The organism is Coprococcus phoceensis, assembly GCF_900104635.1.
Lineage (GTDB): Bacteria > Bacillota > Clostridia > Lachnospirales > Lachnospiraceae > Faecalimonas > Faecalimonas phoceensis.
Window position 1 is genome coordinate 2,487,488 of record NZ_FNWC01000007.1, and the last position, 21,984, is coordinate 2,509,471.

The following is a 21,984-nucleotide window of genomic DNA, read 5'->3' on the forward strand; positions in this document are numbered from 1 at the left end:
TAATGTCAGTTATTCCTTTCCTCATTATTTTTCGTTCATTCCCAAGGTTACTCCGACAGTTCTACATGAATCACTTCCACCTCTTCTTCGGGTTTCGGTGTGTACTGCGGATTTAACTCTTTTTCTACTTTGTATCGGTTCTTCTCGTTTTCATCTGCAAGAAGCCGGTAGTTTTTGTGTTTCGTGATATCATATTTGTCCGAGAAAAATGGTCTGGCACCACGGATCTGCAGGATACATTTTCCTCCATCCATGACTGCAATCTCATCTTCTGTCATCAGCTGTTTGCCCGTTTTCTGGTAATTCAATCCAAAAGACTTCTGATTACTTCTCGTCTCCGAAGTGTTATACAGGTCAATAGTTTCCTTACCCAGAAGCTCGCTCATTTCCTTTAAGGTAGTTTTCTCTTTTCCACCAAGGAATAGTGTGGTATCACAGTTGCCCAGAATGGTATCTGCACTATCCTTATACATTGCCTTTAACTGACTCTGGGACTGCAAAATAATAGAAGCAGAGATTTCCCTGCTTCGTATGGTTGCAATCAGCTTGTCAAACTGAGGAATCTGTCCGATGTTGGCAAACTCATCAGCGATGACACGCACATGCACCGGAAGTCTTCCACCATATTCATCATCTGCCTTATCGCAAAGCAGATTGAAAAGCTGTGACTGTAACATGGCAATCACAAAGTTAAAGGTTGTATCTGTGTCGGACATAATCAAGAACAAGGCTGTTTTCCTGTCTCCGATCTTATCCAGTTCCATTTCATCGTAAGACATGATCTCACGAAGTTCTGCGATATCAAATGGGGCAAGTCTGGCTCCACAGGATATCAAAATACTTTTCGCTGTCTTTCCAGCCGCCATTTTATATTTTTTATACTGTCTGACCGCAAAGTGCTGCGGATCTCTTTCTTCCAGTTCCTGGAACATCATATCCACAGGATTCTGGTAAGTTTCATCCTCTTCACGGGTTTCGCTTTCGTTCAAAAGATCCAGAAGGGTATTCAGGTTCTTTTCCTCTTCATCCCCTTCATACCAGATAAAAGCAATCAGTGCTGTGTACAGCAATTTCTCTGCTTTCACCCAAAAATCTTCGGAAGCTTTTTCCCCTTCGCCTTTGGTATTCACAATGATTGTTGTCACCAGCTTCAGGATATCTTTTTCAGACCGTATATAAGCAAATGGATTGTAATGAAGCGATTTGGAAAAATTGATGGTATTCAGAACCTTAATCACATATGGCTCATGAACTACTTTTCCGGATTTATCTTTCATGATATTTCCATTCTTATCTTTCTTAGGCGGTCCCTTTGCTAACATCTTCCCGCACTCCTCAATGAGAGTGCCCTTTGGATCTGTAATGACCATGGAACAGTTCATCTGCATGACCGACGGCTTTACAAAAAATCGTGTCTTTCCGGAACCACTGCCACCGATGACCACGATATTTTTATTTCTCGCATACTTCGGCTGCTTTGGTCTGCTCTCCATGGTCAGTGCTTCTGTTGCTGTCAACGGAATATTCATCCAGGGATCCTCTGACATATAAGGCTTTATATCCTCTGCAGTTCCCCATCTGGCTGAACCATACTCGATTCCCTTCCGAAGTTTCTTTGCATCTGACTGTTTCTGCCAAACCAAAAGTTTCAAAATAACTGCGACAGTTACTCCAACCAATAGATCTCTCAGGTCAAAACTCAACAGAATCCCTGTAAAGATCCGATCTGCATGTTCCATCGCATATAATAGTTTGTTCCCCATATCTTCTCCCGGACTGTTCCGGTAAAGAAAAAATGCCCGGTCTGCATAGAAAGCAGCCAGAGCATAAGGGATATTTGTAAGAACCAGTTTCTTTTTATCCAGGGCGGACAGCTTACCCCCGATTTTATTCTTCCACTTCTGCATCAGAGTTTTGCCGCTTTTCTTTTTCATCGACTCTGCTCCTGATGCCGGTTCTTTACTTTGTCCTTCGTCTTCTTTGGCATCATTGCCCGGTAAGCTGCAAGACGCTTATGAATGGAAGGTTTATTCGCTTTTTGAATCTGTTTCTGGGAAAACTCACGGAAAGCAGCATTGAGTGCATCCTGATCACGTCCCTTGAAGAATACCAGATAAACCGGAGGCTCTTTGCTCTTGTCTTTTTTCAGAGCATAATTGATCCCGTATTTTCTGGCATACCGTTCAAAGGACTTGATATTCTTATTTGTGATCTCGATATTGACCATCCCGGCATTCTGTTTTGCCAGCTCTTTTACCGTGACCTTTCCCTGTTTCGGCTGATTTTTCTGTGCTTTCTTCTCTACTGATTTCTGCTTCTGATGACGCAGATACGCAACAAGAACCTTTTTCAACAGGTCTGCCGTAATCTTAGTAGCCCGAATACAGAACGTGACCGTTTTCTGAGTTACCTCTTCCTGCATGACTTTTCCCTCCTTTCAGCGATTCAACTGCTGTCCAGATCTGTAATCATGGCAATCACCCCCTTTAATGAAAAAAGACAGATTAACCGGTAATCAGGTTCTGCACCTGTACGAGTTTTTCTGTCCCTTCTTCTTTTCTCTTATCTTCTCCACCACAATAGATGGGAACACACATTTCAAGTATTCTACTGTAAATACGCTGATGGGCAGTATCCAAATCTGTGGATTTCATTTCATTCAGTCCCAGATTCGTTGTTACGATCAGCGGAAGCATTTTACAATAGCGGCTGTCTATCACATTATAGACCTGCTCCAAAGCAAACTCGGAATTTCGTTCTATTCCCAAGTCATCAATAATCAGCAGCGGATAATCCACAAGATTTTGTATAATCTGGTTCTTATCTGCCTGATAGCTGGTCATTTCATTTAAAATCCTGGAAAAGTTTGTCATCATGACACGTTCTCCCTGTTTCAAAAGTGCATTTGCAATACAGCCTGCAAAAAAGCTCTTCCCGGTTCCAACCGGTCCCATCAAAAGCAATCCTACATTTTTTCTCTTCATATCTGTCCAGTTTTCTACATACTGCCTGGCGATTAGTATCTTCTGGTTGCTTCCATTGTCATTTTCAAATTTCCATTCCCAGAATCTTCTTTCCCGAAGTCCGACGGATTTTCTCTGATAAAGCTGCCGCTGTTCTTCTTCCCGCTGCATCTTCTCATCCAGTTCCTGCCTGGCTTTTACCTCGCATTCGCACAAACAGGACACTACATGCTCAAAACCCATCAGACTGACTTTCATCTGTTTTCTTTTTCCACAGGTGCCACAATGAAGACATCCCTCTTCGTCCAGATAATCTGCTGTTACTTTGTTTTCCATCACAGGCTTTCTCCTTCCTGAAATTCATATTTATCCATTCCTATCCTGGTTCCATCCCTTTCTGCCCAAAGACAGATTGTTGCAAAATGGTTTTGATACTCTTTTCCACTGGATTTCATATAAACAGAAAGATGATCAATCCGTTTCTGGTAATCCCATGGAAATAGCGTCATCAACTCCTGCAGTTCAGCTTCCGACAGAACAACATTTTTAAATCTACCATATTGACTGAATTTTTCTTCCAAAGCGGGTGTATTGCCCTTACTCTTATCAGTATGATTCTTTTCAGTCTTATTTATCTTAGTATTACTTCCATCCAGATTCTTGCAGTCCGGACTTCTATTTTTTTGCGTTCCGGACTTCCAGTTTCTTGCAATCCGGATTTCCAATTCTTTGCAGTCTGGATTTCCAGTTTCTGGCATTCCAGAAACAAAGTATCTTACTGGCTTTCCTCTACTCCGTTTTACAAAATTTTTCACATATATGACAGAGGGACGATTATTCCCCTGCCGATACCGCTCGATCAATCCAATCCCATGCACACTATCCAGCTCATATAGAAGCTTTGTCACTGTCGTATGCGACATTCGCAACAGCTCCTGCAATTCTGCGATCGTGTAAATGATATAGACATAACCCTCACTGTCAATCCAGCCATTTTTCTTGGACAGGCTGATTCGATCAAGCAGAATTCCATAAAGGAGCTTTGCGTCTGTTGAAAGACTCTGAAATTCTTTTTCGGTAAACAGAGCTTTCGGTATCCGGAAAAAAGAAAACTGGTCAGATTCTTCTGCTCTGAAGTATTCAAAATCTGCCATAAATTATTTCCTATTCTTCTATATTATTGAAGTCATACCCTGCTGCACTTCCTGTACCATGACATAATTCATCAAGCACATAATTGAATGCATTCATCGCTTCTTCCAAATAGATTTCCCTAGCCTCTTTATCACACGCATACATATCGGCAATAAATCCTTCATCATTTCCTATTGCGTGTACCAGAGTCTCCAGAACTTTCATAAATTTCTTTTTTGAACACTTTTTATTCTGCCTGTTCACATATTTCTGAATATCCAGTACTCTATCAGCATTTTCCTCATTCTCTTCAAGAATTCCGAACGCCAGATTCATGCCAAATTCATAGCCATCGCAGGAAATCTGATCAACAGCAAGCTGTCCCAGCTCATCTCGATAATTTCTTTCTTCCATTGAAGTCAGTGGTGTCTCATATTCATACAGATATCCCATATCTGCAATTGTTTCCAGAATATCTCTGGATGCTTTCACCATTTTGTCCATAATGATTTCTCTTTCTTCCATCGGCATATTTGCCATAATGCTGTCTAATGTCATCATTGATTCTTCCTCCATCTCATTTTCATAAATATCGTTGATATAAAAGTGGTTTGCCTTTCCATTGTTCGGAATGATACGCACCAGATTTCCAACCTCCACCAGTTCCTGTACTGCCTGATCTACCCCATATCTGGTTGTATTCAGGTCTTTCTTCATTTCACTTTTTGGATAAATTACATACAAATCCCCCTTACCATCTACCCAACCATTCTGCACCGCAAATTTCAAACGATCCAGAAATAAGCTGTATAAAATCTTTGCTGTATTTGACAGATTTTTGTATTTTTCCATCTGGAACAGCACCTTCGGCACCTGCAGACAATCTACCAGCATATACTCCATCTTACTCATTGATTGTTTCCTCCTTCTGTTTGTACAGCACTTCGGCTGAATTAATATTGATTTCCAACATCCCTACAAATACCTGATAGTACAGAAGGCATATCTGTTCATCCTCTCTTGCCAGATACAATCCTTCCAGTTCATCGGACGGATGTTTCATTCCATATACTGCCTGACAGATATCATGGATTTTCTCACATTCCACACTTCTAAGATGCTGCTCCAAGGTGTGGTTAAATCTCTGCCAGTCCTCCAGTTTCTGATTTACTGACATCATGCACTGGAACAGTTCCGCTGCTTCACCTGCTGCTGACAGCACTACATTTTTGTTATTGATACTTCCATCGGCATTTTTCATATGCCCTACCATATACGCCTGATCTACTGAACCCATCTTTTATCCTCCTCTATCTAAACGGCATTTCTTCTTCCATGCCCTCTGGGATCTCTAAGAACCCTTCCGCATCTTCTGGAAACGGTGGTCTGTCAACCATTTTTGCACCTGCGAATTCAATCCGGTTTGCATACACTTCGGTGGTATAAATCTTTTTCCCGGTATCCTTATCTTCATAATTACCTGTGACAATCTCGCCTTCCACCATGACCTTCGTGCCCTGCATCAGATAATCTCTGGCAAATTCTGCTTTCTTTGCAAAAGCCTTTACCGGAATGAAACTGACTTCATCGGAATAATTTCTTCTGACTGCCAGAACAAACTTGGCAATCTTATGAAGTCCTTTTTCATTCTCCACTTCGTTGTATCCGGGATTTCTTACCAATCGCCCGGAAATAACTGTTGTATTCATTGGCTTAACCCTCCTATGCTTTCATTGATTTGTAACAGATGCCGATACATGGTCCACATTTTCCATAGGCACATCCGTAACATTCATCTTTTTCCAACTCTTCTTGCTTCATTTCATCGGCAAACATTCCTAACAGTGTTGTATAAATCTTTTTCATTGCAAGGAACTTTTCTTCTGCTTTTTCCATCTTCTCTTTGTAAAATGGGATCAGTTCACGAAGAACTGGATGGAAACGTTCATTTTCATCATCCCAGGCACAGGTTTTCATCATACAACGTGGCTGTTTCTCATAATTGCCCAGATAATACGGGCAGAACGTACAGCCTCTTTCTTTAACAATTTCCACCGGAATCACTGGCATCTGACTTTTGATTTCCTTAGTTACATGCTTACTTTCAATTCGCTCTCTCATCTTAAAAATCCTCCAAGAATATATATTTGCAAAAGGGACTTCCCCTGAATTGCCTGGTTTTAAGCACAAAAAAAGAGGCAGACTTACGATTTTTGTTTTCGCAAGCCTGCCTCTTATCAATCTAATATTCTATTTTCCAATGACATACCGTATAAACACGTATATCGCTCTAATCACATACACTGGAATCATGATACTTCCAATCAATGCTCCAATGATGACACTTAATGCAGCCATACCAAGTGTTGCTGTGGTATCCATTCCTCTAGGGATTAGAATCAGCCGCATTTTATGTATTCCAAATGGAAGTCCGGAAAGAAATATCCACCAGAACAATTCTGTCTGTCCACTGACTTTCATGATGGTAAATACCATCCAGATCCAGAATAGCATAAATGCCAGTGGCAATATTGATTTTTTAATTACATCTTCTATCATCATCTTTTCATTCCTTCTGTCCAACTTTTCATATCATATTATTGTTTTTCTGCCCATGATGCTAGGAGCATAAATATCACTTCTTCCATCTGAGCTTTAGAATATGACTCAGGAAAATACTGTTTCAGCTTTTTCGCAGGAATCTGCACCTGTACTTTCTCAGTACTCTCATTCATACAGATCTGGTCAATCTCTGAATACGTCAACATCCGCTCTTTTGAAATCTGCTTCAATTCCTTTGCCTGCTTCATGGACGGTACCATATTGTGATTACTCATATACTGAAGCAATATCTGTTGTTCTTCACTTCTCAAATATGAAACTTCAACAGCTGTATTAAAGGGAAGCTTCTTCTCGTCTGCCAGTTCTAAAAGCTCTGTGATTAACTCTGTCAGATGAATATATCGAAGAATCTGTCTGGAACTATCTCCTGTATTCTGACTGACTTCTTCCGCCGCCAACTTCTTGCCAACTTGGCAAGAAGTTAAATCAGACCGTTTCCCCTGACGCTTTAACGCCTCATATTTCATTTTATAAGCAAATGCCTTTTCGCTGATCAGCAGCTCTTCTCGTTGAATGTTGGAATCTACCATGATCACCGTCGCTTCATCATCTGTAAGATCTTTGATGATAACAGGCATTTTCTCTAATCCTGCAAGTTCACATGCTCGTTTTCGCCTATGACCAGCTACCAGCTCATAACCACCGGACCCTCTCAACCGCACAATACCAGGAACCAACACGCCATATTGTGTAATGCTTTCTGATAATTCTTCCATTTTCTTATCATCTTTTACTTGAAACGGGTGATTTGGAAATGGATGAAGGCTTCCTATTGCTATCTCACAAATTCCATTGTTTGTTTCTTCGTTTGTTCCAAACAACACATCAAGTGGCTGTAAGGAAATGGGAGTTTCTCTTTTTTTAGATGGCATCTTTCAGCACCTCCTCCGTCACTCCCCGATAAGCTTCTGTAGCTTTGCCTTTCGGATCATAAGAGAAAATACTCTGTCCTTCTCTGACTGCTTCCTTCATTCTTACAGAAAATGGAATATAATTATCAAAGATATGAATTTGACTTCCATATACATTTCTGAGAAGTTCCATATTATTTCTGGCATCATTTGTATGCGCATCGACCATCGTGAACAGAATCCCACCGACTTGCAACTTCGGATTAATCTGCTTACGAACCTTACCGATTGTTTTTAACAGTTGTTGCAATCCTTTGATTGGTAGGTAGGACGCTTCAACCGGAATGAGGACTTCATCCGATGCAGCCAGCGCATTGATCGTAATCATTCCCAATGATGGCATACAATCTATGATGACTGCATCATATTGATCCTTGATACCATATAAAATCTGTTTCAATACATATTCCCTGCTCATTGCATTTACCAACTGGACTTCCGTACCTGCCAGTCCAATATTAGAACAGATAATGTCTATTCCCTCTGCCTGATGTCTGATATAACAGTCGGAAGGAATATCTTCATCTTTCATTACTGCATCCATAAGAGCTGTAAGTGTTTCATTACTGTCATCACAATCACGATATCCAAATCCTGCGGATACATCAGACTGTGGATCGGCATCAACGATTAACACTTTCTTATTCTTTTGTGCTAATCCTACAGCTAAATTAGCTGTACATGCGGACTTTCCAGTTCCCCCTTTTTGGTTTACAATAGAAATAATTCTAGCCATTTTTTCATCACCTTTCAATCAATAAAAATGACCGAATCAGCTAAACAGATTTTCATCCATTACGAGCTAATTCGGTCCTGTTTTCACTATTAAATTGTAATATCACCACTTTCGTGATACAGTAAAAGCATCTCAGATAAAAGCGGAAATTTTCTTTCATCTGAATAAGGTTTTTATAAAAGATAGGCCTTTCCTTCATAAATTTGTTGATTCGTTGCAAGTTTTTTTCAGGACCAAATCGACTCAACCCCTTGTATTTACTGGGTTTCCGTTGATTTAGTCTTATTTTATCATCATCATCGCCCATGCGAATCCCACACCAGTAAAGTATTTCAAATGCATAATAGGAAACAGGCTTGTCCATCATGGCATCTGCAAATTTCAGATATTCTTCTTTTGTCCAGAACAACATTTCCCGGTGCTCCTCTTTTCCCATATTTCCTGCTTTCTGTGCTGGATTAGATGGAAGATGGTAAAAATTAACTGCATGGTTGAAAATAGCACTTAACTGACTGTGAATTTTCTGCAGATAAGAAGCAGAATACGGTTTTCCATTTGGCTGACGGATCGCAAGCAGTTCATTCTGCCATGCAATAATGTCCCTGGGCTCAATTTCTCCTATTTTACGCTTTCCGAAATAAGGAAGAATTTTAGTTCTGGCAATATTTGTTTTCGTTCCCCAGGTATTATCACGAATTCGATTTTGCATATCCTCCACATAAATCTCATAAAAGCTTTCGAAAGTCATATCCAGTTTGGCTTCTTTCTTCAGCAATAGCTCTCGTTTCCACATCTGTGCTTCTCGTTTTGTAGGAAATCCTCTTTTTGATGACTGGTGCGTTTCTCCTGTCCAATCGGTATAACGATAGACTACTCGCCACTTTCCAGTGGCATTATCTTTATGAATACTCATACAAATTCTCCTCTCTTTCTCTTACATTTCGCTGTAACATACTTTTTTGCGGAAATAATTGGTGTTTACTCTGCCAGCTACCGTAAGATAACCCAGCTTCTGTAATTCTTCATTTAGCTGTTTGACAATCTTATAAGCATAAGACTTGGAAACTCCCAGTTCCGCTGCAACTTCTTCTACTGTCATAAAAGTTCTGTTCGTCACATCGCATCTCTCCTCTCTATCTTAACGTAATTTGTTTAAGTCGTTACATTTGCATGATACTAAACATTTTAATTTAAGTCAAGCAGTTTTATAAGAATATTAAATTTTTTTGTTTAAGTTCTTCTTGCTATCTAAAATTGCTCATGCTATACTGAACCTAAACAGAATTGTTTTATTTTCTATCACAATTAATTCCAGCAACACGAATGACCATTATAAGGAGGCAAACAACAATGGCAATCGGACAACGTATCAAATTTTTTCGCAACCGCAAAGGCATGACACAAAAGCAACTCGGAGAACAACTTGGATTCAAGGGAAAAACATCAGATGTCCGCATGGCTCAGTATGAATCTGAAGCCAGAGTTCCTAAGATTGATCTTGTAAAACAAATGTCTCAGATCTTTGATGTCAATACTCATGCTTTAACCGTGCCCGATATTGATACTCATATAGGTCTGATGCACACACTATTTGCACTGGAAGATATATATGGTCTAAAGGTAAGAAATGTAGATGGACAGCCCCATCTCTGTCTTGACGCTTCCATATCTGCTCCCGGCTCATCTGTCGATGAAATGCTTCGTGCATGGATGGAACAAGCTGACAAACTGAAAAACGGTGAAATCAGCAAGGAAGAATATGATAAATGGAGATATAAGTACCCGGAACTGGATACTTACCAGAAACGTGCCAAGGTACCATCTCAGGAACTGAGTGATTACCTCGTAAAAGAATTGACTAAAAAAGAAAAATAAAAGAAGAAAATAGAAAAACCTTACCGATATTCAGTTTTTTACTTCTGAAAATCAGTAAGGTTTCTTTATATACGTTATGAAATAAAATTTCTATCTCTTGAATAATCGCAAAATGTTGCCATTTTGTTGCCAATCACTAAACATATTTATTTGCAACCCGCATAAATACTGGGTTCTTATAATTGTGTGGATTATTCAAACTCCAGACAGACAGTACGGAGTATTAACGCATATAGACGATTTTAAAGGCTTTTTAACCAGTTAAGAGCAACATAGCCACATAATCTAAATTTTAAAAATGCAATAAAAATGCAATGAGTGACACGACTACTTGCTATACTTCCATCGGCTTCTTCTTGATACCAACACTATGAAAAGTCCGATTACAATTAAATATACTTTGAAAGGAAGATCACCATGAATTACAAATTAGAACTCAAACAAATCGTGGAATTTCCACGCTGTCGCATTTACCGTGACTTCATACAAACTTTAATCACTACCAAGAGCATCCGAACTACCGGGGGCTCTTTTCTTTTTTATTATCTGGTATTATGCTCCTATGCAAATTACCGCACATCCTACCGCCGGATGGAACACATTACCTATACCATTGGTCCAGGAGAGTGGATCTGCACAGTCACAGATCTTCAGGAATGGTTTCGCTGCCGTTTCCAACATCAAGCGTTGTCCATCCTTCGATTTTTTGAAGAGCAGAATTACATTACCTACTCTCTTCTCGGCAAAAACCGCCTGGTCAAATTCAAAATATCAGACTGGCCCAAAGACAATACCGTATTGGAATACAACTATCCCTGTAAAAAAGATACAGGGTTTTTCTTTTTCCCGATTGCCAAAGTTCACGAACTAATTGGCATTGGAAAATGCTCGGAAATGGATGTTATTCTGGATCTGTGGATTCATGCAGTTTACAACGATTCCTCTGTCCTGGGATCTGATTCCGGTCCCATTGTCTATTACCGGGATAATACCGGAAATCCCCTTACCAGCTTTAATGAACTGGGTGAAAGGTGGAGTCTGTCAAAGGCATCGGTATCACGACTCTTGAAGAAACTGGAGGAAAAAGAATACATTACACTTATCTCATTTACAGGAAAACACGGAAGCGTAATTTATCTCAACAATTACCTGTCCGTGATGTTTAATATCAGCGACGTTATGATTGACAAGGAGGAGATCGCTATGAAGATGCAATTACCAATCCATGTACCTGAAGAAATCACTATTGAGGATTCTGCTTCTGTTAGCGTTTCAGAAACTGTCACAGACTCACAAATCACCGTTACAAAAAATGATTCCTGCGTTCCAGATTCACACATGAAATTTATCGTGCAAAAAGTCGCAGAACTATTGGATTCACAAGGGATTCCATGTTGCCACTGCTCCAAAACCCGCTATATATTATCTCCATTATCAGCCTGCAAAGATATATTTAATACATTTACTCTAAATATTATCTGTCCCTACGGAAATGCCGCTTATCGGTTTGAGTTGTCCGTAAGTCCAGGGGATGAGTCTGCCCAAAAGATGCCTGCCGTGGCAGAGCCTTCTGCACTGAAAGGGGGGGAATAGACATGGCAAACCGCAATACACAGGGATTTCCTTCACCCGAAGAAGATCCACGTTTTCACGACACCTATCAGTTTTTACGCAGATACCGGGATGCAACCTACAGCCTGAAGGTAGTCGTACACCAGATGGAGCACCAGTTTAAGCTCCAATACGACAATGACATCGACAAATTTCTGGACTCCATCTATGCTGCCGGGGCTGATCTTACCGGAAGCGACATCGAACAACGGGCAAAAAGTATTGCCAGAAGCAACCAGATGCTGAAGCTTTTGGAATCATCCATCGATCTCCTCCGGAACAATCACAAGCATGGGGAACAGTATTACTGGATTCTCTACTACGCTTTTCTCTCTCCACAGGAAATGAAAAATACAGATGAGATATTGGATAAGCTGGCTCACCACATCACCAATATTTCCTACCGCACCTATTACCGGAAACGCAGGGCTGCGATTGAAGCACTCAGTACCATCCTTTGGGGATTTACTGCAAAAGAGACATTGGATACGCTCAACAAGTTCTTTCCAGAGTAATACATATCGCCTATCTCCTCGGCTTTTCGTAATATCATAAAAATGTTATACTAAAAAATGCAAAATATATATTGACTCTCACGGAACGTCATAGCGTACAGTTATCTTATCAGGAACAGGAGGTCAGCAACTATGAGGACAGTCAAAGAAATATCAGAACTTACAGGTATCAGCGTTCGCACGCTTCACTATTACGATGAAATCGGGCTTTTAAAACCAACACAAAAAAGTGATGCGGGATACCGGCTTTATGACGATAGGGCATTGGAAATATTACAGCAGATTCTGTTTTTCCGTGAGTTTGACATTCCTTTGAAAGAAATCAAAGCTGTTCTGGAGAATCCTGCTCTTGAAAGGAACCAGATCTTGCAAATGCAGAGAAAAATGTTGGTAGCAAAGAAAGAACGTATGGAACATCTGATTGCCAGCATTGATGATATCCTGAAAGGAGAGAATAAAATGGATTTTGCGATTTTTAGTAAAACGGAAGTTGAAGAAATGTTCCAAACTATGTTTGAACATATGCCTGACAATATGAAAGAACTTGCTGTAAAAGAGTTTGGAAGCATTGAAGAATGGAAAAAGCATTATATTAAGACAGTTTCATCAGAAGAAATGCAGAAAGGCTATGCTAAAGTTGTTGAGTGGTATGGAGGAAAAGAGCAATTCCTGTCTGTTGCCAACAATCCTATTAGCAAAGAGGCTGCAGAAAGTTACAACCAACAATTTGACAATCTTTTATACAAATTAGCAGCTAAAAAAGTATGTTCACCAGATTCTTCTGAAGTAAGAGAACTTGTTTCCGAATACGGTTTTCTTATGAAACAACTTTCACAGATAAAGAAAGAACACGGTCTGATGGTTGCACAGGCTCAATATTACCGTAATGAAAAAATCAAACCTATGATAGATGAAAAATACGGCAATGGTACAGCCGAATTCTTCGCACAAGCTTTCGAAGCATTTTATAAAGACAAGTAATCATTAGAACTACACAAAAGCACAACAATACACCATGCAGGGAATCAAAATGGTTTCCTGCTTTTTTTATGCCAACCAGTGAAAATGGCACAGAAATGACCTGCTTCTGCGATTGAAGCGTAAAATTACCCATGCTACAATAGGTATTGCTTATAGTTTTCCTTATTTCCAGCACCCATAGATGGTGCTTTTTTTGTACCTGTAAATTCAATCGCTGACAGCAGGTTCTATGTACTTTGTACGTACACTATACTTACAATACCAAACGTATCCTGTACGTACAGCCATATGTATAAAGTTTCCTATTATATATAGAAGGGAGTCAATCATGAAAACAAGGAACGAAATCTATCAAGGAGAGGGAGCCAAGCTCTTACGGTTCATTACCACTTACCATACTCTGAGGTATGACCAGGTTTTACAACTTTTCTCCCGACATGAGCAGTCTATCAAGTCATTGATTACCAGCCTCATCAAACAAGGGCGCATCATTTACGATAAAGAGCATGACCTTCTTTGTGACAGCCAGCAGTCTGCTGAGAATCCTGACTATGCTATAATTACATGCTTCTGGGTACTGCTGGATTTTAAGAAAGGTGTTGTATACCACACCAGTGGCGAATTTCCAATCAAGCTCAATTTCTTTTCGCAAGATGAACAATACGAAATCATCTATATCGGTGAAGAACAGGAGGCTCTGATCAATCATGTGATGGAAAGTATCCCATCACATGGTTCCAAACGCCTGATTGTCTTAGAATCCGAAAGCCAGGCTGCCAAAATCACCATTGATGATGTAGCCGCTTACTGCCTTGTAAATGAATCCGGTGCTGTCAGTTACTACATGAGAAAGTAGGTTATTATGACGCAAAATACACCAACCATTTACCAGCGGCTTGAAAAACTGGAAGGGGAGCTGCAAAAACTGACGAATACCGTTTACGCTCTGAAGGTCACTGATATCCAGAATTATGATAAAAATTTTGAGGAACTGAGCGTCAGTGCTGCTCTTCGGGCGGAGCGGATTGCCTGCCAGATGCGTAACCTTGTCTGTCCGGCTCTCTCCCCAAATCAAGCAGCTTATCTTCCCAAAGCGGCAGATGCACAGGGAATGCGGATTGCAGAACAGCAGGGGATTCTCACCATTACGCTTCCCGGACTGCTTCCGAAACGAAGAGTCCACACAAACACTGCATTTCTCCATGAACCGCTTAATTATATGCTTCGGGAGTATGTAAAACAAAATGCCCTGCCCCTCTATCGTGACTGCGTGATATGTTTCAGTCAAATATATGACAGGGAACTTCCTCAAAGACGTATCCGGGATTATGACAATCTGGAGTTTAAACAGATTCTGGATACACTTTGTACTTATGTTCTGACAGATGACAGCGGCTTTTTCTGTGATTCCTACTACACGACACAGCTTGGCTTAAAGGACTGTACACTGGTATCGGTTATGGAAAAAGCTGACTTTCCGAAATGGCTGCAGAACCAGAAAAATCATCACGAAAGCATGTCGGAAAATCTCCTGACTTCTCAGGCAGAAATCCGACATCGGTAAGAACCACCGCAGGGAACTTTGTTTTCTTGCTTTTTTTATCTCCAAACCACCGGAGATTTACCCAAGTATAGGCTTGCATGGGTAAGAACTGAATTGAGGTGATGCTTATTTGATAAGACCTGACACTACGAAATACCGCTTACTGGAAATGATAGGGATGTGCGGGGAATTTCCCGCAGACCAGCTAAACAGACTCATCCCAAGTGCCTCCTATGCGGAAAAACTCATTACGGATTTGAAGGCGGAACACCTCATCCGTACCCACTACCGGGATGCTCTCAGAGGCTACCGTCTTACAAAAGCTGCGAAAGAGATGCTGTTATCTGTCTCGCCGCTACGCTTCCAGTGCTATCTGACCGGCAATACCGAGACGAACCTCATCCGAAGTGAAGTATCCCGACGTATCCGCTTACATCAGAAAGCCGAAACGTATCTGACACTCCTTCATGCCGGGATTCCCTTTTATCCGGATGTAAAACCTGACATCTTCTGTAATCACCGCGAAGCTGGTTCCATCGGTATGCGAAGCCTTCCTCTTTTTTACGCTTCCAGAGAAATTAAGGAATTGGGCCCGGAGACCACGAAGATTAGGAACTCCCGCAGCATGGGCATCCTGATGGCACCGCAATGTGTCTATGTCCTTTATAACACGGGAAACGGAGTCCTGAAATGGGAATATCGAACGGAAGTCCGCTTAAACGCCTTCCTGCAGCATTACCTGCAAGGCTACCCTTACAACGGACATCCACAGATCCGGGCAATCATGACCGGAACCGACATGGAAATGGCTTTCCGGCTGTTTACCAGTACCGGAGGCTACAAAAAGAGCCTGTTTATGCTGGACACCTCCTTCGAGCATTTCCATTACCTTCCCAATACTCCGGAAGGGGAAGTGCTTTTAAAACTGCTGGTTCACCCTGAGATCATGGAAAAGCTGGACAACCTCCTGCTGTCCGATCTGGGCTGCCGCAGCGATTCAATTCCACTGGAACATGATGCCACGGATGCTTCCGGGAACCCCATCCTTCTTGCTTATGATTTTGACATGCAGCGAATCAACCGGTTCAATACCGGCTTAAATGTATACGGCAGATCCGGGAACCTGATCTGTTTCGATTTTCAGATTCCGGTCCTGAAAAAATACTTAACTGCCACAATCCATTTCTCCAGTATTGACCTTTGCAAATTCAAAAGGGGGTTTTTACATGAACCGTAAATGGTGGAAGCTCATTTATATGCTTCCGATCACCTTCTGCACCCTCTATGCAGGAGGCTATGTTGCTCAATTTATCCGCAACTATCAGACCTGGGAATCTGCCGGCAATTTTGCCGGAAACGGAACTGCCCCGCAGATCCCCTCCCCGCACCCGCTCGCCTGTCTGGATGCCCTGACTGCTTTCCCGTACAATCTGTATGGGATTTTTCTATGTCTGGCAGCTTTTGGACTCCTGACCTTCCTTCTCATGCGTATGGGATTTGACCGAAACGGGGAAATAACAGACCGGGGCCGGAACCTGAATTATTCCACAAAGGGAACCTATGGGACTTCCGGTTTTATGACTTTGGAGGAAATGCATCAGGTACTGGAGCTTACGAATGATGTCAAGAAACACAAGGGAACCATTCTTGGAAAACTGAACGGAAAAGCCGTTTGTCTCCCGAAGGATACCCGCATGAACCGGAATATTGCCGTTTACGGTGCCAGCGGTTCCATGAAAAGCCGGGCCTTTGCACGCAACATGATCTTCCAGTGTGTTGCCCGCGGGGAAAGCCTCATCATCACCGATCCAAAATCGGAATTGTACGAAAGTACAGCCACTTACCTTGAGAATGCCGGATATATCGTGAAATCCTTTAATCTTGTAAACCCGGAAAACTCGGATAGTTGGAATTGTCTGGGTGAAATTGGCGGACAGGAAACCATGGCACAGGTATTTGCTGATGTCATCATCCAGAATACCGGTTCTGCCAAAGGCGATCACTTCTGGGACAATGCCGAGATGAACTTATTAAAAGCTCTGATTCTCTATGTGGATCAGGGATTCCCACCGGAGGCAAAGAATATCGGACAGGTATACAAACTCCTGACCATGAGTTCGGAAAAAGAACTGAACAGCCTCTTTGACCTGCTTCCGGTCTCCCATCCGGCAAAAGTCCCCTACTGCATCTATAAGCAGGCAAGTGACACGGTACGTTCCGGCGTCATCATCGGACTCGGTTCCAGACTTCAGGTATTCCAGAACAAGCTGATCCGCCAGATCACTTCCTATGATGAGATCAACCTGACGCTGCCGGGAAAAGAAAAATGTGCATACTTCTGCATCACTTCGGATCAAGACAGCACTTTTGATTTTCTTTCTTCCCTGTTTATGACCTTCGTATTTATCAAACTGGTCCGTTATGCAGACACCTATGGGGAAGATGGAAAACTGCCGGTTCCGGTACATATCCTGGCTGATGAGCTGGCGAATACGGGAGCAATCCTATCGCTCAACAAAAAGATTTCCGTGATCCGAAGTCGAAACCTCAGTATTTCCTGCATTTTCCAAAACCTGCCTCAGATGCAGAACCGGTATCCCTTAAACCAATGGCAGGAAATCATCGGGAACTGCGACACTCAGCTATTTTTAGGCTGTACGGATGAGGTAACTGCTACATTTATCTCTAACCGCTCCGGTGATGTGACCGTTGGTGTCAGCAGCGAAGCCAAACAATTAAATAGCTGGAGGGTATCCGATTATACACCGGAATACCGCCAGACCAGATCCATCGGGAAACGAAAGCTCTTAACTCCGGATGAGATCCTGCGGCTCCCGCTGGATACTGCACTGATTATCCTGCGTGGTCAGAAGGTACTGCAGGTAGAAAAATACGATTACACCCTGCACCCGGATGCCCAAAAACTCATTCCCCGGAAGGCTTCCGAACATATTCCGGAATGGAGAAAAGGAGCATGTAGTGAAGAATATACGTACACTCCAACTATTCCTGCTTCCCACCCGAAAAAAACCGCTTCTTATGGAAAGCAGAAAAAGAAAAAAGCTGAACCGCACTTTGACCAGCAAAGCGTTTATCAGGAACCTGGCTATCACGATTTCCCGGATGACTTCTCAGCAGATAACTATTCGGATCACACAGACATGGTTCCTTTAGATAAAGATTCTATCATGTCATAATTTGAAAGGAGACACTATGATGCCAAACGAAACAACCAACACACCTATTTTAACTCTGGATTCCGATGCGAAGCTGGAAACAGCCCAGTCCATTTCAGACCTTACCTGGCATGAGATCCAGAATGCCTGCCGTACCCGCCGGATCTTAACCGGAATGCTTGGCGGTATCGAGAAAACAGAAAACGGCAGCCTCATTGCCGTGGTTTACTACAAGGATTTCCGTACTGTCATCCCAGTAACTGAGATGATGATCCATCTCATGCAGGATGAAGCACACGATTATGGGGAGCTTGCTCTGCGGCAGAACAAAATCCTCAACAATATGCTTGGATGTGAGATTGATTTTCTGATTAAGGGATTAGATCCGAAGACACGCAGCATTGTCGCCAGCCGGAAAGAAGCGATGCTGAAGAAACGCCAGATCTTCTATCTGGATAAAGATGCTTCCGGAATGCCGAAAGTTTATGAAGACCGTATCGTGCAGGCAAGAGTCATTGCTGTTGCGGAAAAGGTAGTCCGGGCAGAAATTTTCGGTGTGGAAACCTCCATTCTTGCCAGAGACCTGTCCTTCGACTGGATGGGTGATGCCAGAGAACGCTTCCAGGTAGGCGATCACATCCTGGTACGCATCCTGGATGTGCGGGCAGACTCACCGGAGCAGGTCATTGTCCACGCAGATGTCAAAAGTGTGGAAGGCAACACCAGCAAGGAAAACATGAAAAAATGTAAGATTCAGGGAAAATACGCCGGAACTGTGGAAGACATCCATAAAGGCACCGTCTTTGTCCGGCTCTCCATCGGTGTCAATGCCATTGCCCACTCCTGCTATGACAGCCGGACAGTCGGGAAAAAGGATCAGGTATCCTTTGTGGTGACGCATATTGATGAAGAGCGTAATGTTGCCCTCGGCATCATCACCCGCATCATCAAGCAGACCATATAAGGCTTCCACCTTATTTTTAAATAGCTTTTTTTCATATACAGCACCAATTAGTCCAGCAAATACTCACGATACAGCTACATAAGGTGACAGAATAAAGTATTTTTCAGACCATTACCTTATTGTACTGAAAACGGTAACGTGTTATACTGATTCGGTATTACTGAACCGGAAAGACGGATGCATTTCGATTTTGCCCTCTAGTATCCAAGGAGGGTGATGCCCATGAATACAATGGAAGTATTGACTTTACTATTGGTAATTTTTGCGGCTTTGACTTATATAGATCGACATAATAAGAAATAGCATCCACGACCCTAGGAAAGTTTTGGATGCTATGACTTATACATAGAATATAAAATTTAACTGAGGGCATCAGATTTTGCATCTGAATACCTTTCTTGAGTTCATTATACACTGGGGGATTTGAGAAATCAAGTCCCCCTTTTTATTATGACATTGATTAGTATCTGCATTAAACATCAGAAATTTATATTCTTACTCACTGAAACGAATTCTCTCTATCAATGAATCTTTCCTTACTGACTTTGCAATGAATATTGCCAATAACATCTGTATCACAAACAATGTTAAAATTATAATAATAGCTGCTGTTACCGGATAATGGTATGTGCTGATATCAAACATTCCTGTACGCTTTGCATATAAAAACAACGGATATCCTGCAAGACTTCCCACTCCGATACTGATAATAAGAGTGCCTACTGTATAGAATATACCTTCCAACTGGAGCATCTTCATCAACTGACGGTCCGACATTCCGATTGCCTGCATCATGCCAAGCTCCTTTTTTCGCACATGGACACTATTGATCATTGTGTTAATCAAGTTCATAATGCTGATTGCTGCCAGAATGATGATAAATGCATAACATGCACCTCTAGTCATCTGTATGGCATTTTCCCATGTATCGTACTCATTCTTCCAGGTACGCATCTGCAGTCTGCCTGATCCATCCACAATAGCCTGTAGAGATGCTTCCAGTGCCTCATCATAATCCTTATCTGCAATCACCTGAAAATAGCTGGAAGAATTATTTATGGTAAGTTTCTCTGCCCCTTCTTTTGCCATGATAAGACAGTTATAGTTTGTCAGACCTGTTCCATATTCACCAATTGCTGCCACTTCAATCTCTTTTTGAAAGGTATTATCTCCATCATGAATATTGAGTTTCAGCTTATCTCCCACTTTAATATCTGGATACCAGTGAAGTAGCGCGCGGTCCAGAATCACTTTATCCCCGGATTTCAATTCCTCGTATGTGACATTGCCTTCAGTGATTCCTTTTTTCAGCTCTTCTGCGTATTCTTCCGGCACTCCATTGATAAATTCGGTTCCAATTTTTTCTTCAAAAGGTCCTCCTGATACCTTCAACGCGGTAAACACATCTACCCGCTCAACACCGTCAAGCTCCTCTATCTGCTGCTTTAGTCCTTCATTTAATGGATTATTCTTTTGAACCTCCGCCCATTCATATTCAGGATGCTCTTTATTCCCGGATTCCACAATTGGAGAAATCTCATATTGCCCCACAATCGAACTCTTTGCACTTTCCATCGGATTTACACAAGACAGCACCGTTGCTACCATCATGACAAATATTCCGGTAACGGCCATAGATACAATCGTGATAGTACTCTTCTTTTTATTCTCTGCAAGATTTCTCTTGGTCAGTCGTCCGATATTCAGAAATTGATATCCCTTCCTGCTGCTTTTCTGTCGCTTACTGCCTCCCTGGTAACGCATAGCTTCTATTTCTGATACCTTCGCCGCCATACGCATAGGCTTCATCAGTGACAGATACACTGTACACAGAGTCACTGCAATTGCCAACAGATAAATCCACCAATAATAAAGTTGGACTTCTCCTTTAGCTACAACCTTGTATGCCTCTGTTATAAGTACGTTTGAATCCTTTGCATGTTCTACAAACTGGAGAAGTACAACTTTCACAGCAACTGTTCCGATCAAAAGTCCTATCGGAATGGCAAACAACGCCACTCCCATTCCCTCTCTTAGTACGATTTGTCTAAGCTGCCGTTTCGTAGCCCCGATTGCCTTTAACTTTCCAAATTCCCGAACCCTCTGGTTCATAGATACATAATAAACACTATAAATTGTGATAATGCCCGCCAATACAACAATAAGCATGATTCCTACAATCACCGGAATTGTAGCCGGATCCACATAATTTGCTGCAAGATACTCTTTATTAATATTCATGTCATCCTCGGAAATCCCGAACTGTCTGGCAATATTCTGTATCGTCTCTGTATAATCTGCAGTCGTATTTCCTTTCTGTCCATTCACCTGAAGTAAAAACCGATATTTCACCTGTTCTACCGGTATCTCCGCTTTCAGAAAGGCCTCTGAAACCAATGATGTATATTGTTTTTGTTCTTTGCTGCTCTCATTATCTGCTAAAAAACCACAGATTCGAAAGTCTTTCTCCTTCGTATAATCCAGTCCGTCATCTTTCAGAATCTGATAAGGTACTGTGATAGTGTCACCGATTTTCCCATTCTGTCCTAATGCTTCCAGTATTCCTTTTGAAACCACAATATCATTTTCTTTCTGCGGAAGTTGCCCCTCTTTCAGCTTCACTTTATAAAGTTCCATCCCTGTTCTGTCCATATACATCATGGAAACCGTCGCATCTTCCAGATTCATGTACCCCGCATCGCTGCGGAGTCCGTAAGTTTTCACATCATGATGTGCCGCCAGTTTCATAACTGTACTCTCGTCCACGTTCCGATAAAGGGCATGCCATGTTGGATAAATCTTATTGATTACCGCAAAGTTCACTTCCACCATATCTTTTCCGATTGATGGGATTACGAACAGCAGTAATGTTGTCAGGATAATGGCAATTCCAATCAGTATGTTTTTGCTCTTATAATGCCGCATATTGCAATATGCAACTCTGGTCGTCATC

General features: G+C 41.7%; 22 protein-coding genes and 1 pseudogene. 9 read left to right on the plus strand and 14 right to left on the minus strand.

Going from position 1 to position 21,984, the window contains the following annotated elements; all coding sequences use genetic code 11:
- Window positions 1-47: 47 nt before the first annotated feature.
- From BQ5364_RS15360 to BQ5364_RS15420, 13 genes and pseudogenes are all read right to left on the minus strand, one after another.
- Window positions 48-1,907: a VirD4-like conjugal transfer protein, CD1115 family gene (locus tag BQ5364_RS15360; protein ID WP_330389491.1), complete on the minus strand. Its 1,860-nt coding sequence runs from the start codon at window positions 1,905-1,907 to the stop codon at window positions 48-50.
- Window positions 1,908-1,930: 23 nt separating this feature from the next.
- On the minus strand, window positions 1,931-2,422 hold the full coding sequence (locus BQ5364_RS15365; protein WP_055057305.1) for a PcfB family protein: 492 nt from the start codon (window positions 2,420-2,422) through the stop codon (window positions 1,931-1,933).
- 82 nt (window positions 2,423-2,504) lie between these two features.
- Window positions 2,505-3,299: an ATP-binding protein gene (locus BQ5364_RS15370; protein ID WP_071144612.1), complete on the minus strand. Its 795-nt coding sequence runs from the start codon at window positions 3,297-3,299 to the stop codon at window positions 2,505-2,507.
- The gene (locus tag BQ5364_RS15375; RefSeq protein WP_071144613.1) at window positions 3,299-4,117 is read right to left on the minus strand and encodes a replication initiator protein A; all 819 of its coding nucleotides are present in this window, start codon (window positions 4,115-4,117) and stop codon (window positions 3,299-3,301) included. Before BQ5364_RS15375 ends, BQ5364_RS15370 begins: the two co-directional genes overlap by 1 nt.
- A 10-nt stretch (window positions 4,118-4,127) precedes the next feature.
- On the minus strand, window positions 4,128-5,009 hold the full coding sequence (locus tag BQ5364_RS15380) for a replication initiator protein A (RefSeq protein ID WP_005344169.1): 882 nt from the start codon (window positions 5,007-5,009) through the stop codon (window positions 4,128-4,130).
- On the minus strand, window positions 5,002-5,394 hold the full coding sequence (locus tag BQ5364_RS15385) for a hypothetical protein (RefSeq protein ID WP_071144614.1): 393 nt from the start codon (window positions 5,392-5,394) through the stop codon (window positions 5,002-5,004). Before BQ5364_RS15385 ends, BQ5364_RS15380 begins: the two co-directional genes overlap by 8 nt.
- A gap of 13 nt (window positions 5,395-5,407) precedes the next feature.
- Window positions 5,408-5,806 (minus strand): single-stranded DNA-binding protein, encoded by a 399-nt coding sequence (locus BQ5364_RS15390; protein WP_005344165.1) that lies wholly within the window; start codon window positions 5,804-5,806, stop codon window positions 5,408-5,410.
- 13 nt (window positions 5,807-5,819) lie between these two features.
- On the minus strand, window positions 5,820-6,218 hold the full coding sequence (locus BQ5364_RS15395; RefSeq protein ID WP_044921493.1) for a hypothetical protein: 399 nt from the start codon (window positions 6,216-6,218) through the stop codon (window positions 5,820-5,822).
- A 129-nt stretch (window positions 6,219-6,347) separates the two neighbouring features.
- A complete protein-coding gene (locus BQ5364_RS15400) occupies window positions 6,348-6,659 on the minus strand; it encodes a DUF6050 family protein (protein ID WP_071144615.1) in 312 nt (103 codons plus the stop codon).
- Between the two features lie 35 nt (window positions 6,660-6,694).
- The gene (locus BQ5364_RS15405) at window positions 6,695-7,591 is read right to left on the minus strand and encodes a ParB/RepB/Spo0J family partition protein (RefSeq protein ID WP_071144616.1); all 897 of its coding nucleotides are present in this window, start codon (window positions 7,589-7,591) and stop codon (window positions 6,695-6,697) included.
- Complete coding sequence (locus tag BQ5364_RS15410) at window positions 7,581-8,366, minus strand: ParA family protein (RefSeq protein ID WP_071144617.1); 786 nt, start codon at window positions 8,364-8,366, stop codon at window positions 7,581-7,583. Before BQ5364_RS15410 ends, BQ5364_RS15405 begins: the two co-directional genes overlap by 11 nt.
- 298 nt (window positions 8,367-8,664) lie before the next feature.
- Window positions 8,665-9,279 (minus strand): annotated as a pseudogene (locus tag BQ5364_RS15415) (tyrosine-type recombinase/integrase); the annotation flags it as partial.
- Between the two features lie 21 nt (window positions 9,280-9,300).
- Window positions 9,301-9,483 (minus strand): helix-turn-helix domain-containing protein, encoded by a 183-nt coding sequence (locus BQ5364_RS15420; protein ID WP_022250156.1) that lies wholly within the window; start codon window positions 9,481-9,483, stop codon window positions 9,301-9,303.
- A 233-nt stretch (window positions 9,484-9,716) separates the two neighbouring features.
- Between BQ5364_RS15420 and BQ5364_RS15425 the strand changes: the two genes are divergently transcribed.
- From BQ5364_RS15425 to BQ5364_RS15465, 9 genes are all read left to right on the plus strand, one after another.
- Window positions 9,717-10,241: a helix-turn-helix domain-containing protein gene (locus BQ5364_RS15425; RefSeq protein ID WP_071144618.1), complete on the plus strand. Its 525-nt coding sequence runs from the start codon at window positions 9,717-9,719 to the stop codon at window positions 10,239-10,241.
- 417 nt (window positions 10,242-10,658) lie between these two features.
- Window positions 10,659-11,834, plus strand: a complete 1,176-nt coding sequence (locus BQ5364_RS15430; protein WP_023921589.1) for a MarR family transcriptional regulator — start codon at window positions 10,659-10,661, stop codon at window positions 11,832-11,834.
- Window positions 11,835-11,836: 2 nt separating this feature from the next.
- Complete coding sequence (locus BQ5364_RS17995; protein WP_005333547.1) at window positions 11,837-12,367, plus strand: hypothetical protein; 531 nt, start codon at window positions 11,837-11,839, stop codon at window positions 12,365-12,367.
- Window positions 12,368-12,499: 132 nt separating this feature from the next.
- Entirely contained in the window at window positions 12,500-13,348 is an 849-nt protein-coding gene (locus BQ5364_RS15440; protein ID WP_005333545.1) for a MerR family transcriptional regulator, read from the plus strand.
- 328 nt (window positions 13,349-13,676) lie between these two features.
- Complete coding sequence (locus BQ5364_RS15445; RefSeq protein WP_005333543.1) at window positions 13,677-14,204, plus strand: DUF5697 family protein; 528 nt, start codon at window positions 13,677-13,679, stop codon at window positions 14,202-14,204.
- Between the two features lie 6 nt (window positions 14,205-14,210).
- Window positions 14,211-14,912, plus strand: a complete 702-nt coding sequence (locus BQ5364_RS15450; RefSeq protein WP_005333541.1) for a DUF6100 family protein — start codon at window positions 14,211-14,213, stop codon at window positions 14,910-14,912.
- 109 nt (window positions 14,913-15,021) lie between these two features.
- On the plus strand, window positions 15,022-16,128 hold the full coding sequence (locus tag BQ5364_RS15455) for a hypothetical protein (RefSeq protein WP_022415648.1): 1,107 nt from the start codon (window positions 15,022-15,024) through the stop codon (window positions 16,126-16,128).
- On the plus strand, window positions 16,118-18,088 hold the full coding sequence (locus tag BQ5364_RS15460) for a VirD4-like conjugal transfer protein, CD1115 family (RefSeq protein WP_022415647.1): 1,971 nt from the start codon (window positions 16,118-16,120) through the stop codon (window positions 18,086-18,088). Before BQ5364_RS15455 ends, BQ5364_RS15460 begins: the two co-directional genes overlap by 11 nt.
- Before the next feature lie 16 nt (window positions 18,089-18,104).
- Window positions 18,105-19,031: a S1 RNA-binding domain-containing protein gene (locus BQ5364_RS15465; protein WP_083382884.1), complete on the plus strand. Its 927-nt coding sequence runs from the start codon at window positions 18,105-18,107 to the stop codon at window positions 19,029-19,031.
- Between the two features lie 495 nt (window positions 19,032-19,526).
- Here BQ5364_RS15465 and BQ5364_RS15470 read toward each other — a convergent pair whose 3' ends face one another.
- Window positions 19,527-21,983, minus strand: a complete 2,457-nt coding sequence (locus BQ5364_RS15470) for an ABC transporter permease (protein ID WP_235837185.1) — start codon at window positions 21,981-21,983, stop codon at window positions 19,527-19,529.
- Window position 21,984: the final 1 nt, after the last annotated feature.